This window comes from Pseudomonas sp. GW821-FHT02C04 (assembly GCF_059421845.1).
This window is the reverse complement of sequence record NZ_JBWKVT010000002.1, coordinates 226694-242739: the sequence shown is the minus strand read 5'-3', so window position 1 is coordinate 242739 and position 16046 is coordinate 226694. Positions and strand designations below refer to the sequence as shown.

The 16046-nt window shown below is 63.3% G+C and carries 13 protein-coding genes; 6 read left to right on the top strand and 7 right to left on the bottom strand.

Translation table 11 applies throughout. The annotated features are described in order from the left end of the window. Positions 1 to 25 precede the first annotated feature (25 nt). The 7 genes from AC07VV_RS09160 to gshB form a co-directional block, all read right to left on the bottom strand. Positions 26 to 1297 (bottom strand): dihydroorotase, encoded by a 1272-nt coding sequence (locus tag AC07VV_RS09160; protein ID WP_495036051.1) that lies wholly within the window; start codon positions 1295 to 1297, stop codon positions 26 to 28. Then, positions 1294 to 2298 (bottom strand): aspartate carbamoyltransferase catalytic subunit, encoded by a 1005-nt coding sequence (locus AC07VV_RS09155; protein ID WP_095164512.1) that lies wholly within the window; start codon positions 2296 to 2298, stop codon positions 1294 to 1296. Before AC07VV_RS09155 ends, AC07VV_RS09160 begins: the two co-directional genes overlap by 4 nt. A gap of 27 nt (positions 2299 to 2325) precedes the next feature. Further along, positions 2326 to 2829, bottom strand: coding sequence for a bifunctional pyr operon transcriptional regulator/uracil phosphoribosyltransferase PyrR (gene pyrR, locus AC07VV_RS09150; protein WP_096817616.1), 504 nt, complete (start codon positions 2827 to 2829; stop codon positions 2326 to 2328). A gap of 81 nt (positions 2830 to 2910) precedes the next feature. After that, the gene (gene ruvX, locus AC07VV_RS09145; RefSeq protein ID WP_096817618.1) at positions 2911 to 3348 is read right to left on the bottom strand and encodes a Holliday junction resolvase RuvX; all 438 of its coding nucleotides are present in this window, start codon (positions 3346 to 3348) and stop codon (positions 2911 to 2913) included. After that, positions 3348 to 3920 carry a YqgE/AlgH family protein gene (locus AC07VV_RS09140; protein WP_096817620.1) on the bottom strand — a complete coding sequence of 191 codons (573 nt, stop codon included), beginning with the start codon at positions 3918 to 3920 and terminating at the stop codon, positions 3348 to 3350. The genes ruvX and AC07VV_RS09140 overlap by 1 nt, the downstream gene beginning before the upstream one ends. A gap of 59 nt (positions 3921 to 3979) precedes the next feature. Next, a complete protein-coding gene (locus AC07VV_RS09135; protein ID WP_273539168.1) occupies positions 3980 to 4879 on the bottom strand; it encodes an energy transducer TonB in 900 nt (299 codons plus the stop codon). A 107-nt stretch (positions 4880 to 4986) separates the two neighbouring features. Beyond that, positions 4987 to 5937: a glutathione synthase gene (gene gshB / locus AC07VV_RS09130; protein ID WP_495036050.1), complete on the bottom strand. Its 951-nt coding sequence runs from the start codon at positions 5935 to 5937 to the stop codon at positions 4987 to 4989. A 225-nt stretch (positions 5938 to 6162) separates the two neighbouring features. Here gshB and pilG point away from each other — a divergent pair, with 225 nt between their 5' ends. Genes pilG through AC07VV_RS09100 form a run of 6 tightly spaced genes read left to right on the top strand, consistent with a single transcriptional unit; the run spans position 6163 to position 16015 of the window. Further along, positions 6163 to 6567 (top strand): twitching motility response regulator PilG, encoded by a 405-nt coding sequence (pilG, locus tag AC07VV_RS09125; RefSeq protein ID WP_096817626.1) that lies wholly within the window; start codon positions 6163 to 6165, stop codon positions 6565 to 6567. Positions 6568 to 6627: 60 nt separating this feature from the next. After that, positions 6628 to 6993 (top strand): twitching motility response regulator PilH, encoded by a 366-nt coding sequence (pilH, locus tag AC07VV_RS09120; protein WP_007953328.1) that lies wholly within the window; start codon positions 6628 to 6630, stop codon positions 6991 to 6993. 10 nt (positions 6994 to 7003) lie between these two features. Continuing rightward, positions 7004 to 7543 carry a chemotaxis protein CheW gene (locus AC07VV_RS09115; protein WP_085731577.1) on the top strand — a complete coding sequence of 180 codons (540 nt, stop codon included), beginning with the start codon at positions 7004 to 7006 and terminating at the stop codon, positions 7541 to 7543. Positions 7544 to 7556: 13 nt separating this feature from the next. Further along, the gene (locus AC07VV_RS09110) at positions 7557 to 9617 is read left to right on the top strand and encodes a methyl-accepting chemotaxis protein (RefSeq protein ID WP_096817628.1); all 2061 of its coding nucleotides are present in this window, start codon (positions 7557 to 7559) and stop codon (positions 9615 to 9617) included. 22 nt (positions 9618 to 9639) lie between these two features. Then, positions 9640 to 15555, top strand: coding sequence for an Hpt domain-containing protein (locus tag AC07VV_RS09105; protein WP_495036049.1), 5916 nt, complete (start codon positions 9640 to 9642; stop codon positions 15553 to 15555). Continuing rightward, positions 15548 to 16015: a chemotaxis protein CheW gene (locus AC07VV_RS09100; protein WP_096817632.1), complete on the top strand. Its 468-nt coding sequence runs from the start codon at positions 15548 to 15550 to the stop codon at positions 16013 to 16015. Before AC07VV_RS09105 ends, AC07VV_RS09100 begins: the two co-directional genes overlap by 8 nt. Positions 16016 to 16046: the final 31 nt, after the last annotated feature.

Genomic DNA, 16046 nt, shown 5'->3' with positions numbered 1-16046 from the left:
AGGGAGCAAGCTCCCTCGCCATTTTTTATGCCTGGTAGCTGATCCGGCCATCCACCAACGTGTAACGCACCACGCCTGGCAGACTATGACCGAGGAACGGGCAGTTCTCGCCCTTCGACAGCCAGGTCTCACCGGCCACGGTCGAGGCCTTCGGATCGAACAGCACGATATCCGCCGCGCCACCCACCGCCAGTTTGCCCGCCGGCAGGCGCAGGGCCTCGGCCGGGCCGGCGCTCAGGCGTGAGAGCAGGGTCGGCAGGTCCAGCAGACCATCCTCTACCAGCGTCATCGCCAGCGGCAGCAACAGCTCGACGCTGCTGATGCCCGGTTCGGTCGCGCCGAATGGCGCCAGTTTGGCGTCGCGCTCATGGGGCTGGTGATGGCTGGAAATCGCCGAGACCACGCCGGACTTCACTGCCTCACGCAAACCATCACGGTCGGCGCGGGTGCGCAGCGGCGGTTGTACGTGATACAGGCTGCTGAAATCGATCAGCGCTTCATCCGTCAGGATCAGCTGATACAGGGCGACATCCGCCGTGACTTTCAGGCCACGGGCCTGGGCCTGAGCGATCAGGGCCACACCGCGAGCGCTGGTGAGCTGGCTGAAGTGCGCACGCACGCCGGTCTGCTCGACCAGCAGCAGGTCACGGGCCAGGGCCACGGTTTCAGCGGTTTCCGGAATGCCCGGCAGACCGAGGAAACTGGCGGTGGCGCCTTCGTGGGCCAGGCCGCCGTCGGCCAGGTCGTGATCCTGCGAGTTGAAAATCACCGTCAGGTCGAAGGTCGCCGCGTAATCCAGCGCCCGGCACAGGGTGCGGGTGTTGCGGAAACTTTCCAGGCCGTTGCCGAACGCCACGCAACCGGCGTCGCGCAGGGCCACCAGCTCGGCCAACTGCTCGCCGTCCAGACCTTTGCTCAGGGCGCCGATCGGGAACACCTTGGTGTTGCCGGCCTCGCGGGCGCGGTCGAGGATCAGCTCGGCCACGGCGGAGGTGTCGAGCACCGGTTTGGTTTTCGGCGGGCAGCACAGGCTGGTCACGCCACCGGCCGCAGCCGCGCGGGTTTCGCTGGCGATGGTGCCTTTGCGGCTGTAGCCCGGCTCGCGCAGGGCGACGTTCAGGTCTACGAGGCCTGGAGCGGCGACAAGGCCTTGGGCGTCGATGGTTTCGAGGGCGGTGAAACCGGCCGGTGCGGCGCCGAGGGCGACGATCTTGCAGGCTTCAACGTGAATATCGGTGATTTGATCCAGGCCGCTGCTTGGATCGATGACGCGGGCGCTGAGAATGCTGAGCTTCACTGGGCGTTCTCCTGCTCGAATTGGCGCTGCGCTGTTTGTCCGCTCATGGCCATCGACAGCACGGCCATACGGATCGCGATGCCGTAGGTGACTTGATTGAGGATCACCGAGTGCGGGCCGTCGGCCACCGCCGACTCGATCTCCACGCCGCGGTTGATCGGCCCCGGGTGCATGACGATGCAATCGGGCTTGGCGCCGGCCAGGCGCGCGGTGGTCAGGCCGAACAGGCGGTAGAACTCACCCTCACTCGGCAGCAGGCCGCCGGTCATGCGCTCACGCTGCAGGCGCAGCATGATCACCACGTCGACATCTTTCAGGCCTTCGGTCATGTCGGTGTAGACCTTCACGCCGTATTGCTCGATGCCGATCGGCAGCAGGGTCTTCGGCGCGATCACGCGGATGTCCGGGCAGCCGAGGGTCTTCAGGGCGAGCATGTTCGAGCGCGCCACCCGCGAGTGCAGGATGTCGCCGACGATGGCCACCGAGAGGTTTTCGAAGCTGCCCTTGTGCCGACGGATGGTCAGCATGTCGAGCATGCCCTGGGTCGGGTGGGCGTGACGGCCGTCGCCGCCGTTGATGATCGCCACTTGCGGGCAGACATGTTCGGCAATGAAGTGCGCGGCGCCCGAGTCACCGTGGCGCACGACGAACATGTCGGCGGCCATGGCTTCGAGGTTGCGCAGGGTGTCGAGCAGAGTTTCGCCCTTGCTGGCCGACGAAGTCGATACGTTCAGGGTGATCACGTCCGCAGACAGCCGCTGGGCCGCCAGTTCGAAGGTGGTGCGGGTGCGGGTGGAGTTTTCGAAGAACACGTTGCACACGGTCTTGCCGCGCAGCAACGGGACCTTCTTCACGGCCCGGGCACCGACTTCGAGGAACGAGTCGGCGGTGTCGAGGATTTCCGTCAGCAACTCACGGCGCAGGCCGTCGAGCGAGAGGAAGTGGCGCAGCTGGCCCTGATCATTGAGCTGCAGCGGGCGCTTGGTATCTAGAGGCGTCATCGCGAAGGGGACTCTCAATAGGGCGGATTAAAGGGCGAGGTCTTGCAGTTCGAGGGCCAGTTCCGGGCCGGACAGCTTCACGCGTTCGTGGGGGGCGAGCGACAGCGTTGCGCCGACCACGTTCGGGCGGATCGGCAGTTCGCCGGCGTCCAGGTCCAGCAGGCAGACCAGCGTCACGCTGGCCGGGCGGCCGTAGTCGAACAGTTCGTTCATGGCGGCGCGGATGGTGCGGCCGCTCATCAGTACGTCGTCGATCAGCACCAGATGCTGGCCTTCGATTTCGAAGGGCAGGGCGGACGGGCGCACTTGCGGGTGCAGGCCGTTCTGGCTGAAGTCGTCGCGATAGAAGGAAACATCCAGCGTGCCCAATGGCGCATCGCTGCCCAGCTCTTCGAGCAGGGCCTGGGCGACCCAGACGCCGCCGGTGCGGATGCCGATGTAACGCGGTTCGCTGATATCACGCTGGGCAAGGTGCGCCTTGAGGCGGGTCGCCATCTGGCTGATCAGATCGGCGGGATTGGGCAGGCTCATGGTTGCTCCTTCTTGGGGTCGAGCCGGTTCTCGCGAACCGAGGCTCGGGTTGTAACCAAAAGAAAAGCGCCGTAGCGCTTGTCAGGATTCAAATAGTGCGGTGTTTTCGTCGAGCCAGCCTTGCAGCAGCAGGGCGGCGGCGATGGCGTCCACCGGGTTGTCGCGGTAACTGCCTTTCTGCCCGCCGCGCACCAGTCGTTCGCCTTTGGCTTCAAAGGTCGTCAGGCGTTCGTCGTGGGTATAGAAGGGCAGGTTGTAGCGGCCGTTGAGGCGACGGGCGAACTTCTCGGCGCGCAGGCACATCTCGCTGGGCGTGCCGTCCATGTTCAGCGGCAGGCCGACCACCACGGCGTCGGGTTTCCATTCCTTTATAAGCGCTTCGACCTGATTCCAGTCCGGCACACCGTTTTGCGCCTTCAAGGTGCACAGTTCGCGGGCCTGGCCGGTAATCACCTGGCCAACCGCCACGCCGATCTGTTTGGTGCCGTAGTCGAAGCCGAGGATCAGGCGCAGGGCCATCAGGCGTGCCCTGCCTGGCTGGTCAGCAGATTGAGGTTGATCCCCAAGTGCTTGGCCGCCGCTTCCAGACGCAGCTCGCTGCTGGTGTTGAACAGGATGTCGGCGTCGTACGGGCAGGTCAGCCAGGCGTTGTCGGCCATTTCAGCTTCCAGTTGCCCGGCTTCCCAGCCGGCGTAACCGAGGGCGATCAGGCTTTTCGCCGGGCCGACGCCGTCAGCGATGGCGAACAGCACGTCTTGCGAAGTGGACAGTGCCAGCTCGCCTTCCAGTTCGACGGTGGCCTGGAAGGTCTTGCCTGCCGGGTGCAGCACGAAACCGCGATCGGTCTGCACCGGGCCGCCGATGAAGATCGGCACATGCTGGCACAGCGCTGGCGGATCGATGTCCGGGCGCAACTGCTCGAGGATGTCGGCCAGATTCAGCTCTTGCGGTCGGTTGACCACCAGCCCCATGGCCCCATTGGCCGTGTGCTCGACGATGTAGGTCAAGGTGTGGGCAAAGTTCGGGTCGGCCATGTGTGGCATGGCGATCAGGAAGTGATGCTTGAGGTAGCTGGGGCTGACGTTTTTCATGTGCGGTAGTGTGGCGTTCGGGGGGCGAACTGACAAGCTGGAGCGGTCAAAAGATCGGCTCAGTTGCTGGACAACCGGTCGCCCCGGGCGAATTTCCAGGTGCGGATGATTTCCAGTCGGTCGATGTCCGACAGATCCCCGGTAAACGGTGCAAACGGTGCCGCCAGACGCACGATGCGCTGCGCTGCCTGATCCAGCAGCGGCTGGCCGGAGGATTCCAGCACCAGCACTTCATACAGCGAGCCGTCGCGGTTGATCGACACCATCAGGCGCAGATTGCCGTAGATCTGTTGGCGACGGGCTTCGTCGGGGTAATTGAGGTTGCCGATGCGCTCGACCTTCTTGCGCCATTCGTCCTTGTACCAGGCGCCCTTGTCGCGCATGGTCGAAGCCGCGCTCAGGCGGTGGATGCGCGGGCGCTTGGCGTACAGCTGTTGTTCGTTGGCCAGTTCGGCTTCGAGGCTGGCGATATCGCTGGAGAGCTGCGAGCTGTCGAAAGTCGGGGCGTCGACCGTCGGTTTGGTCTCGGTCTTGGCTTCTTCTTTCTTGGTCGGCGCCTTTTTCGGTTTCGGCGCGACGGTGGTCACGGCCGCCTTGGGCGCCGCTTCCTGCACTTCCGGCTTGGCGGCCGGCGGCGGAGTGACTTTCTTGACCTGATTGTCCTGGAACGGCGCGACCTCGGTGGTCTTGGGGATCGCCTTCTTGTCGAGGGTGCCGCTGCCTTCCTGGTTTTCCTGGGCGAGGAAATCGGCCTTCTTGGGCTTGGTTTCGCTCTTGAAGGTGGCGAGGGTGATTTCCAGGGTTTTGCTGATCTGCTTGGGCTCGACCATGGTGAAACCCACGCCGAGCAGCAGCGCCAAATGGATCAGCGCCGCGAGAAACAGGGTAAATCCGAGGCGATCGACCGGGCGCACGCCTTTATGGGCGAGTTCAGCGGGCAGATCGGACGGAAGTGTCATGACAAGAAAACCAACATCGCGTTTTTCACAGGCCGCGCATGATAACGCAATGTTGGTTTCTCGCCTTGGGCTTCAAGCATCAAGCGACAGGCTGCATGTGACACACATCAAGCTTGCAGCTTTTTCTCGATGGCATCCATCAGCAGGCCGCCGATGTCGGTGCCGAACGCATTGTCGATCTCGCGGATGCAGGTCGGGCTGGTGACGTTGATTTCGGTCAGGTGCTCACCGATCACATCCAGGCCGACGAACAGCAGGCCCTTCTCGCGCAAGGTCGGGCCGACCTGAGCGGCGATCCAGCGATCCTTGTCGGTCAACGGACGGGCTTCGCCACGGCCGCCGGCGGCGAGGTTGCCGCGTGTTTCGCCCTGGGCCGGAATCCGCGCCAGGCAGTAATCCACCGGCTCGCCGTCGATCATCAGAATGCGTTTGTCGCCGTCCTTGATCGCCGGCAGGTAGGCCTGGCCCATGATCTGCTGGGTGCCGAGGGCGGTCAGGGTTTCCAGAATCACCGACAGGTTCGGGTCGCCGACGCGGTGACGGAAGATCGAAGTACCGCCCATGCCGTCCAGCGGCTTGAGGATCACGTCGCCGTGTTTGGCCGCGAATTCGCGCAGCACGTCGGCGCGGCGGCTGACCACGGTTGGCGGCGTGCACTGCGGGAACAGCGTGGCGAACAGTTTTTCATTGCAGTCGCGCAGGCTCTGCGGCTTGTTGACCACCAGTACGCCGGCGGCTTCGGCCTGTTCGAGCAGGTAGGTGGAGTAGACGAACTCCATGTCGAACGGCGGATCCTTGCGCATCAGGATCACGTTCAGGTCGCTCAGCGGCAGATCCTGTTCGGCGCCCAGTTCGAACCATTTTTCCGGGTTGGCGAAGACTTTCAGCGGCTTCATCCGCGCTCGTGCCTGACCTTCGCCCTGATAAAGGTCCTGCTGTTCCATATAGAACAGTTCCCAGCCGCGCTTCTGCGCCGCCAGCAGCATGGCCAGCGAGCTATCCTTTTTATAGGAAATGCTGGCGATTGGGTCCATGACTATCCCGACGCGAACGCTCATTGGGTTTTCCTCGAAAATTGGCTACCGGATCGGTATGAAAAAAGTGCCGCCAGAGTGGCTCCGGGCGGGTTTTCGGTCAAGGAAAAACCCGTCGATAGATTGGATCAGGAGACTGTGCTAAAAAGGCTGCCATATCGTGCTGGCCCTTAAGCATCAAGGGTTTCCGGCCATTACGCATCGCAAAACGGACAAATTGATTCGCAAAGGCGACGGTAGAGCCCCCTTATGGAACAGCAGTCCAGCGCCTTGAAGGTCATGGTGATCGACGACTCGAAAACGATTCGTCGCACCGCCGAGACCCTGTTGAAAAATGCAGGGTGCGAAGTCATCACGGCGATCGACGGTTTCGACGCCCTGGCGAAGATCGCCGACAACCACCCCGGGATCATTTTTGTCGACATCATGATGCCGCGTCTGGATGGTTATCAGACCTGCGCTTTAATCAAGAACAACAGTGCTTTCAAGGCAACGCCGGTGATCATGCTGTCGTCCCGCGACGGGCTGTTCGACAAGGCCAAGGGGCGGATTGTCGGTTCCGATCAATTTTTGACCAAGCCTTTCAGCAAGGAAGAACTGCTCGACGCGATTGCGGCCCATGTTCCGGGCTTTACCGCTGATTTGCCGCAGTAAGACACGCACAGTGACGCTCGGCCAGCGGGCCCGGTGTCGACAAGAAAAATGGGGAAGACCATGGCACGTATTCTGATCGTCGATGATTCGCCGACCGAAATGTACAAACTGACCGGCATGCTGGAAAAGCACGGCCACGAAGTGTTGAAAGCCGAAAACGGCGCCGACGGCGTGGCCCTGGCCCGTCAGGAAAAACCCGACGCGGTGCTGATGGACATCGTCATGCCCGGCCTCAACGGTTTCCAGGCGACCCGCCAATTGACCAAGGACGCTGAAACCAGCCACATCCCGGTCATCATCATTACCACCAAGGATCAGGAAACCGACAAGGTCTGGGGCACTCGCCAGGGCGCCAAGGATTACCTGACCAAACCGGTCGACGAAGACACGCTGATCAAGACCCTGAACAACGTGCTGGCCGGTTGATCGCGCCGCCATGAGCGAGTCGCTGACCGCGTTCGAACTGTTGTGGCAGATCGACCAGCGCTGTCGCCTGCTGGCGGCGGACCTGCCGTCGCAACCGGCGCGCCAGGATCGCTGGAGCGGCATCGGCTTTCGTCTGGGCGAGCACTGGTACGTCGCGCCCATGGGCGAAGTCAGCGAAGTGCTGCCCGAACCGCGTTTCACCCAATTGCCGGGGGTAAAGCCCTGGGTCAAGGGCGTCGCCAATCTGCGCGGACGGTTGTTGCCGATCATGGACCTGTGCGGATTCTTCGGCCATGAGTTGTCACCCATGCGCAAGCAGCGGCGGGTATTGGTAGTGGAGCATCAGGACGTTTTTGCCGGTGTGCTGGTCGATGAGGTTTTCGGCTTGCAGCACTTCGAGCAAGACAGCTTCGAACCCGTCTCGATCCGTAAGCGGCAAGGCTCCAAGGGCGAGTTCGTCAAAGGGTATTTCCGACGCGAGCAGAACTGGCGAGTGTTCAGCCTGTTTGCGCTGGCGCAGTCACCGAGTTTCATGCACGTCGCGGTTTAACAGGCGAGGACCGATGATCAAAGCAAAAACCAGCAAGCCCGCAGAAGGCTCGCGCAGCCGCTCGCAGATCATCGTGCTGTTCATCGCGCTGATCGTGTTCATCATGCTGCTGTTCGCCAACTTCGCTTACCTCAACACCCAGGCCAATTACGACAAGCAGTACATCGGCCATGCCGGTGAGCTACGGGTGCTGTCGCAGCGGATCGCCAAGAACGCCACCGAAGCGGCGGCCGGCAAGTCGGCCGCGTTCAAGCTGCTCAGCGATGCGCGCAACGACTTCGCCCAGCGCTGGGGTTACCTGAAGAAGGGCGACCCGGCCACCGGCCTGCCGCCGGCACCGTCCACCGTGCGCCCGGAAATGCGCGCCGTGCAGCTGGACTGGGAACGCCTGCTGAAAAACACCGACGCCATCCTGTCCAGCGAACAGACCGTGCTGTCGCTGCATCAGGTCGCCGCAACCCTCGCCGAAACCGTGCCGCAGTTGCAGATCGAATACGAAAAAGTCGTCGAGATCCTCCTGCAACGCGGCGCCCCGGCGGCGCAGGTGGCGATGGCCCAGCGTCAGTCGCTGCTGGCCGAGCGGATTCTCGGCGCGGTGAATACCGTGCTCTCCGGCGATGAAAACTCGCAACAGGCTGCCGATGCCTTCGGTCGTGATGCCGCGCGTTTTGGTCAGGTGTTGAACGGCATGCTGCAAGGCAACCCGACACTGAAGATCAGCCAGGTCGAAGACCGCGACGCCCGGGCTCGCTTGAGCGAGATTTCCGAACTGTTCCAGTTCGTCTCCGGCTCGGTGGATGAAATCCTCGAAACCTCGCCGGAGCTGTTCAAGGTCCGCGAGTCCGCCACCAATATCTTCAGCCTGTCGCAGACCCTGCTCGACGAAGCTTCGCACCTGGCCACCGGTTTCGAGAACCTCGCCGGCGGGCGCAACACCGACACCATCGGCGGTTACGTGCTGGGCCTGTTGGCGCTGGCGTCGATCATCCTGATCGGTATGGTCATGGTCCGGGAAACCAACCGGCAGTTGCAGGAAACCGCCGAGAAGAACGAGCGCAACCAGAACGCGATCATGCGTCTGCTGGATGAAATCGAAGACCTCGCCGACGGCGACCTGACGGTGACCGCCTCGGTGACCGAAGACTTCACCGGGACCATCGCCGACTCGATCAACTATTCCGTCGACCAGTTGCGCGATCTGGTCGCCACCATCAACCTCACTGCCGGCCAGGTCGCCGCCGCGGTGCAGGAAACCCAGGCCACCGCCATGCACCTGGCCCAGGCGTCGGAGCATCAGGCCCAGCAGATTTCCGAAGCCTCGACTGCAATCAACGATATGGCCCAGTCCATCGATCAGGTGTCGGCCAACGCCGCCGAATCCTCGGCGGTGGCTGAGCGCTCGGTAGAAATCGCCAACAAGGGCAACGAGGTGGTGCACAACACTATCCACGGCATGGACAACATCCGCGAACAGATCCAGGACACCGCCAAACGCATCAAGCGTCTGGGCGAGTCGTCCCAGGAAATCGGCGACATCGTCAGCCTGATCGACGACATTGCCGACCAGACCAACATCCTCGCGCTCAACGCGGCGATTCAGGCGTCGATGGCCGGTGACGCCGGGCGCGGTTTTGCGGTGGTTGCCGACGAAGTGCAACGGCTGGCCGAACGTTCGTCCGCCGCGACCCGGCAGATCGAGACGCTGGTACGGGCGATCCAGACCGACACCAACGAAGCCGTGATTTCCATGGAACAGACCACCACCGAAGTGGTGCGCGGCGCACGGCTGGCGCAGGATGCCGGTGTGGCCCTGGAAGAAATCGAAGGCGTGTCCAAGACCCTCGCGGCGCTGATCCAGAGCATTTCCAACGCAGCGCAGCAGCAGACGTCTTCGGCCGGGCAGATTTCCCTGACGATGAACGTGATCCAGCAGATCACCTCGCAGACCTCGTCCGGCTCAACGGCCACCGCCGAAAGCATCGGCAACCTGGCGAAAATGGCCAGCCAGTTGCGGCGTTCGGTGTCCGGGTTCACCTTGCCCGCGGCGGCAGCGCCCGCCACGGACAAGGCGTGAGTTCATGTCGAGCGGAGTGGTTATGGGTGACCGGCACGACTACGTGGCCCTCGAATGGGTCAAAGGCGAAATTGCTGAAACGCTGAGGCAGGCGCATCAGGCCATCGAAGCCGTGCTCGACGATCCGCAGTCGCTGCCCGGCCTCGACGAGTGCCTGGCGTGCATCCATCAGGTCCACGGCAGTCTGCAGATGGTCGAGTTCTACGGCGCGGCATTGCTCGCCGAAGAGATGGAACATCTGGTCGAAGCCTTGCAGAACGATCGCGTCAGCCACCGCGACGAAGCCTTGCACCTGCTGTTGCAGGCCTTCGGTCAATTGCCGATTTACCTCGACCGCGTGCAAGGCGCCCGCCGTGATTTGCCGCTGGTTGTCCTGCCGCTGATCAATGATCTGCGCAGCGCCCGGGGCGAAAGCCTGTTGTCCGAGACCAGCCTGTTCAGCCCGCAATTGCCCGAGCTGCCGCCGCTGAGCCCGGAAGCGTTGGCCCTGCTGGAACCGGCGGATCTGCCCAATGTGCTGCGCAAGTTGCGGCAGATGTTGCAGATGGCACTGGTGGGATTGCTCCGCGAACAGGACGACCAGACCCACCTCGGTTACCTGAGCAAAGTCTTCACCCGCCTCGAAGCCTTGAGCGGCGAGGCGCCGCTGAGCCCGTTGTGGCAGGTCGCTTCGGCCTTGGTCGAAGGCATGCGCGAAGGGCGGATCGCCAACAGTCCGGCCCTGCGCAGCCTGTTCAAGGACGCCGACAAGGAGCTCAAGCGCCTGCTCGAACAAGGCATGGCCGGCCTCAACCAGCCACCGCCGCCCGAGCTGTTCAAGAGCCTGCTGTTCTATATTGCCAAAGCCGAACATCCCACCGGGCAGATGCTGACCATGAAAGATCGCTACTCCCTGGACGACGCGTTGCCCGACAGCGCGATGGTCGACGAAGAACGCGCGCGCCTGGCCGGCCCCGACCGCGATGCCATGCGCTCGGTACTCGCGGCGTTGTGCGAAGAGCTGGTGCGGGTCAAGGAGCGCCTCGACCTGTTCGTGCGCAGCGACCGCCAGCACACCTCGGATCTGGACAGCCTGCTGGCGCCGCTGCGGCAGATCGCCGACACCCTGGCGGTGCTCGGTTTCGGCCAGCCGCGCAAGGTCATCATCGATCAACTGGCGGTGGTGCTCAGCCTCGCTCAGGGTCAGCGCGAACCGAACGACGCCACGCTGATGGACGTCGCCGGTGCCTTACTTTACGTCGAAGCGACGCTGGCCGGGATGGTCGGCACGGTGGAACCGGAGAGCCCGGAAGACTCGCGCCTGCCAACCACCGACCTGACGCAGATCCATCAGATCGTGATCAAGGAAGCGCGCATCTGCCTGCAACAGGCCAAGGACATGATCGTCGACTACATCGACGCCGACTGGGATCGCCAGCAACTGCAACCGTTGCCAGCGCTGCTGACCCAGGTGCGTGGCGCGCTGGCGATGATTCCGTTGACCCGTGCGGCGAGCCTGCTGGAAGCCTGTAACGGTTTCATTCGCGAGCATCTGCTGCTCGATCCCCACGAGCCGGGCTGGCAGCAACTGGATAACCTCGCCGACGTCATCACCAGCCTCGAGTATTACCTCGAACGCCTGACCGATGACCCGCAGGCGCCGAGCGAGCAACTGCTGGATGTCGCGCAGAAAAGCCTGGCCAGCCTCGGCTACTTTCCTGACGAGCCGACCAGCGAACAATGTGTGCCGCTGCTCGACGACGTGCTCAGCCCCAGCGAAGCGCTGGTGATGCAGGACCTGCAGGAACTCGATGATCCGGACATCGTGCAGTCGCTGGCCGACGTACTGGCCAGCCCGGTGTCGGCGGTCAACCCGCCGGCGCTGACCACGCCCGGGAGTCTGCTGCCGCCTCCGGCCGATGAAGAACCGGTGGATGACGAGCTGCGCGAAGTGTTCCTCGAAGAGACCGAGGAAGTGCTCGATGTGCTGCGCGAATACCTGCCGCGCTGGACCGCCGATCCGCAGGATCGCGCAGCCCTGAGCGAACTGCGCCGGGCCTTTCACACCCTGAAAGGCAGCGGACGAATGGTCCGTGCGCTGGTTCTCGGCGAACTGGCGTGGGCGGTGGAAAACCTGCTCAATCGCGTGCTGGAACACAGCGTTGAACCGGGCCCGGCGGTGCAACAATTGCTCGCCGATACGTTGCTGTTGCTGCCGGACCTGATTGCCGAATTCGCCATCAACCACCAACGCCAGCGTCAGGATGTCGATCAGCTGGCGGCCCGCGCCCATGCATTGGCCAAGGGCGACACGCCGCTGCCGGCGGAAGACGTGGAAGACGTCGCCGCGCTCGATCCGCTGTTGCTGGAGATTTTCCGCAACGAAGCCGAAACCCACCTCGCCAGCCTCAACCGCTTCCTCGATCAGGCCGCCGAACACGTACCGTTGCAGGCCAGCGATGAATTGCAGCGAGCGTTGCACACCCTCAAGGGCAGCGCCTCGATGGCCGGCGTATTGCCGATCGCCGAACTGGCGGCGCCGCTGGACAAGCTGGCCCGGGAGTTCAAGGCCCACCAACTGGCGCTGGACCTGGACGAAGTGGAATTGCTGCTGGAGGCCGAAGGCCTGTTCCGCGTCGGTCTGCGCCAGCTCAAGCACGATCCGCTGGCGCCGATTGTCGGTGCACAGTCGCTGATCAAACGCACCGAAACCCTGCTGAGTGAGCGGCTGGAATCGATCCTCAATGCGCCGAGCAGCAGCTTGCGGGTCAAGCGTGATCCGCAACTGATCAACAACTTCCTGGCCCAGGGCATGGACATCCTGCTCGACGCCGAAAACCTCCTGCAACGCTGGCAGCAGCACCCCGGCGAACGCCAGGAACTCAGCGCGTTGCTGGATGAACTGACGACCCTCGGCGAGGGCGCGCACCTGGCAGATCTGCTGCCGGTGGATGTGTTGTGCGAAGCCTTGCTCGACCTGTATGGCGCGGTGGAAGAAAGCAGCCTGGCGGTCAGCGAGCGGTTTTTCCATGAGGCGCAGCAGGCCCACGAAGCGCTGATCAACATGCTCGACGAACTGGCCGCCGGCCAGGAAATCACCCCGCAACCGCAGCGCATTCGTGCGCTGCACGAACTGCTCGACGAAAGCCTCGACCCGTCGGCCATGGGCCTGATTCGCAGCGACGGCAGTCGTACCCTGAGCATTTCGGAGCTGGGCAGCGCCACTGCCGAACTGCAAAAAAGCGCCACCGGGATCGCCCCGGATGACGAGATCGTCGAGATCTTCCTCGAAGAGGCGGTAGACATTCTCGACAGCGCCGGGCAAGCCTTGCAGCGCTGGTTGAACGACCCGGAAAATGGCGCGCCGCTGTCGTCGCTGCAACGGGATCTGCATACCCTCAAGGGTGGCGCGCGAATGGCCGAGGTCGAGGCGGTCGGTGATCTGGCCCAGGAGCTGGAGAGCCTTTACGAAGGTCTGGTGGATCGTCGCTACAACCACAGCGACACCTTGGGCCGGCTGTTGCTGCAAAGCCATGACCGCCTGGCGTTGTTCCTCGATCAACTGCATGACCATCAGCCGCTGAAACCGGCGCAGGAACTGATCGACGCGATCCGCCAGTTCCGTCAGGGCCAGGCCGGCAGTCCCGAAACACCGACACCCGCTGCCAGCCATGACGGTGCAGGACACGATCCGGAGCTGCTGGAAATCTTCCTCGAAGAAGGTTTCGACATCATCGAAAACTCCGGTGCCGCGCTGCTGCGCTGGCAGGCCGAACCCGGCAACCGCCAGGAAGTGGAAACCCTGCTGCGCGACCTGCACACCCTCAAGGGCGGCGCGCGGATGGTGGAAATCGGCCCCATCGGCGACCTTGCCCATGAGCTGGAATACCTTTACGAAAGCCTGTCCTCCGGCACCCTGCAGGGCAGCGCCGAACTGTTTGCCCTGTTGCAGCGCGGCCATGACCGGTTGGCGCAGATGCTCGACGCCGTGCGTGCCGGCCAGCCGTGCCCGCCAGCGGATCGATTGATCAGCGCGATCCAGAATTTCAGCCACCCGGTTGCCGCGCCAACGCCACCGCTGTTGTTGCCCGCGCCGGTTAAAACCGAAACCACCGCGCCCGCTGCCGAGGCCGGCGCGGACATGGTCAAGGTCTCCGCCGAGCTGCTCGACGATCTGGTCAACCTCGCGGGCGAAACCTCGATTTTCCGTGGGCGTATCGAGCAGCAAGTCAGCGATGCACAGACCGCCCTGAACGAGATGGAAACCACCATCGAGCGCATGCGCGACCAGTTGCGCCGGCTCGACACCGAAACCCAGGGGCGGATTCTCAGCCGTCAGCAAGTGGACGCCGAACGTCTGGGCTACGAAGAATTCGATCCGCTGGAAATGGATCGCCATTCGCAGTTGCAGCAGTTGTCCCGGGCGCTGTTCGAATCCGCCTCCGACCTGCTCGACCTCAAGGAAACCCTCGACCGGCGCACCCACGACGCGGAGAACCTGCTACAGCAACAGGGCCGGATCAACACCGAATTGCAGGAAGGCCTGATGCGCACGCGCATGGTGCCGTTCGAGCGCATGTTGCCGCGACTCAAGCGCATCGTCCGTCAGGTCGCCGAAGAGCTGAACAAGGACGTGGCGTTCACCGTCGGCAACGCCGAAGGCGAGATGGATCGCAACGTCCTCGAACGCATGGCCGCACCGCTGGAACACATGCTGCGCAACGCCGTCGACCATGGTCTGGAACCCGCCGATGTGCGACTGGCGGCAGGCAAACCGGCCCAGGGACAGATCAGCCTCGACCTGTCCCGCGAGGGTGGCGACATCGTTTTCGACATCCGCGACGACGGCGCCGGCGTGCCACTGGACGCGGTGCGACGCAAAGCAATCAAGCGCGGTCTGCTGGCGCCGAACGCGGAAATCAGCGACCGCGAAGTGCTGCAGTTCATCCTTCAGCCGGGCTTCTCCACCGCCGAGAAAATCACCCAGATTTCCGGGCGCGGCGTGGGCATGGACGTGGTCCACGAAGAAGTACGGCAACTGGGCGGCACCATGAGCATCGATTCGGTGCCGGGGCAGGGCGTGCATTTCCGGATTCGCCTGCCGTTCACCGTGTCGGTCAACCGTGCGCTGATGGTGCAGTGCGGCGAGGATCAATACGCGATTCCGCTGAACACCATCGACGGCATCGTCCGCGTCTTGCCAAATGAACTGGACGCGCATTTCCGTCACGATCCGCCGCGCTACGAGTATGGCGGCCAGCGTTATGAACTGTGCTACCTGGGCGAGCTGCTGAAAACCGCGCCACGGCCGAAACTGCTTGGCCAGAGCCTGCCACTGCCGGTGCTGCTGGTGCAGTGCAACGAGCGGCACATTGCGGTGCAGGTCGACGCCATGGCCGGCACCCGCGAGATCGTGGTCAAGAGCCTCGGCCCGCAGTTCGCGGCGGTGCAGGGCGTGTCCGGGGCGACGATCCTCGGTGATGGCCGGGTAGTGCTGATCCTCGATCTGCTGGCGCCGATCCGCGCGATGCAGGCGCGGCTGCCGCAGCGTCCGGCCAGCCACGAAATCGAAAGCGAACCGCAGAAGCCGCTGTTGGTGATGGTGGTCGACGACTCGGTCACCGTGCGCAAGGTCACCAGCCGTCTGCTCGAACGCCACGGCATGAACGTGCTGACCGCCAAGGACGGGGTCGACGCGATGCTGCTGCTGGAAGAACACATGCCGGACCTGATGCTGCTCGACATCGAAATGCCGCGCATGGACGGCTTCGAAGTGGCGACCCAGGTGCGCCACGATGAACGCCTGCAACACCTGCCGATCATCATGATCACCTCGCGCACCGGGCAGAAACACCGCGACCGCGCGATGGCCATCGGCGTCAACGACTACCTCGGCAAGCCGTACCAGGAATCGGTGCTGCTCGAAAGCATTGCCCTGTGGAGCAAAAAACATGCATGAGCGACGTCATAACCAGCGCAGCAGCCAACTTACCGGGCTGTTGCTGCCGCTGGCCGATCGCAACCTGATCCTGCCCAACGTTGCCGTCGCCGAACTGATCGACTACCAGTCCAGCGCCTTCGATCTCGACACACCGCCGTGGTATCTGGGCCGGGTGACCTGGCGCGAGCGGCAGATTCCGCTGCTGAGTTTCGAGTCGGCGTGCGGCAACAAAATCGTCATCGGCGAACGGGCACGGATCGTCATCCTCAACGCCTTGGGCGGATTGCCGACGCTGCGCTTCATTGCATTGCTGGTGCAGGGGATTCCACGCTCGTACAAGCTCGATAGCCAGTTGAGTTATGTCGACGTGCCGCTGTGTGCGCTGGAGCAGGCGGCGGTGCAGGTTGGGGAACAGGTGGCGAAGGTGCCGGATCTGTTGGCGCTGGAAAAACTGCTGGTAGATGCAGGCTTGGCGTAATCGTTACTCCAGGCGTAACGATCACGCACTG

Excerpts from the sequence above, each read along its gene's own strand:
- pilH (WP_007953328.1), top strand. The coding sequence starts at position 6,628 with ATGGCACGTATTCTGATCGTCGATGATTCGCCGACCGAAATGTACAAA.
- pilG (WP_096817626.1), top strand. The coding sequence starts at position 6,163 with ATGGAACAGCAGTCCAGCGCCTTGAAGGTCATGGTGATCGACGACTCG.
- AC07VV_RS09140 (WP_096817620.1), bottom strand. The coding sequence starts at position 3,920 with ATGAAAAACGTCAGCCCCAGCTACCTCAAGCATCACTTCCTGATCGCC.
- AC07VV_RS09135 (WP_273539168.1), bottom strand. The coding sequence starts at position 4,879 with ATGACACTTCCGTCCGATCTGCCCGCTGAACTCGCCCATAAAGGCGTG.
- AC07VV_RS09100 (WP_096817632.1), top strand. The coding sequence starts at position 15,548 with ATGCATGAGCGACGTCATAACCAGCGCAGCAGCCAACTTACCGGGCTG.
- pyrR (WP_096817616.1), bottom strand. The coding sequence starts at position 2,829 with ATGAGCCTGCCCAATCCCGCCGATCTGATCAGCCAGATGGCGACCCGC.
- gshB (WP_495036050.1), bottom strand. The coding sequence starts at position 5,937 with ATGAGCGTTCGCGTCGGGATAGTCATGGACCCAATCGCCAGCATTTCC.
- AC07VV_RS09110 (WP_096817628.1), top strand. The coding sequence starts at position 7,557 with ATGATCAAAGCAAAAACCAGCAAGCCCGCAGAAGGCTCGCGCAGCCGC.
- ruvX (WP_096817618.1), bottom strand. The coding sequence starts at position 3,348 with ATGGCCCTGCGCCTGATCCTCGGCTTCGACTACGGCACCAAACAGATC.
- AC07VV_RS09115 (WP_085731577.1), top strand. The coding sequence starts at position 7,004 with ATGAGCGAGTCGCTGACCGCGTTCGAACTGTTGTGGCAGATCGACCAG.
- AC07VV_RS09105 (WP_495036049.1), top strand. The coding sequence starts at position 9,640 with ATGGGTGACCGGCACGACTACGTGGCCCTCGAATGGGTCAAAGGCGAA.
- AC07VV_RS09155 (WP_095164512.1), bottom strand. The coding sequence starts at position 2,298 with ATGACGCCTCTAGATACCAAGCGCCCGCTGCAGCTCAATGATCAGGGC.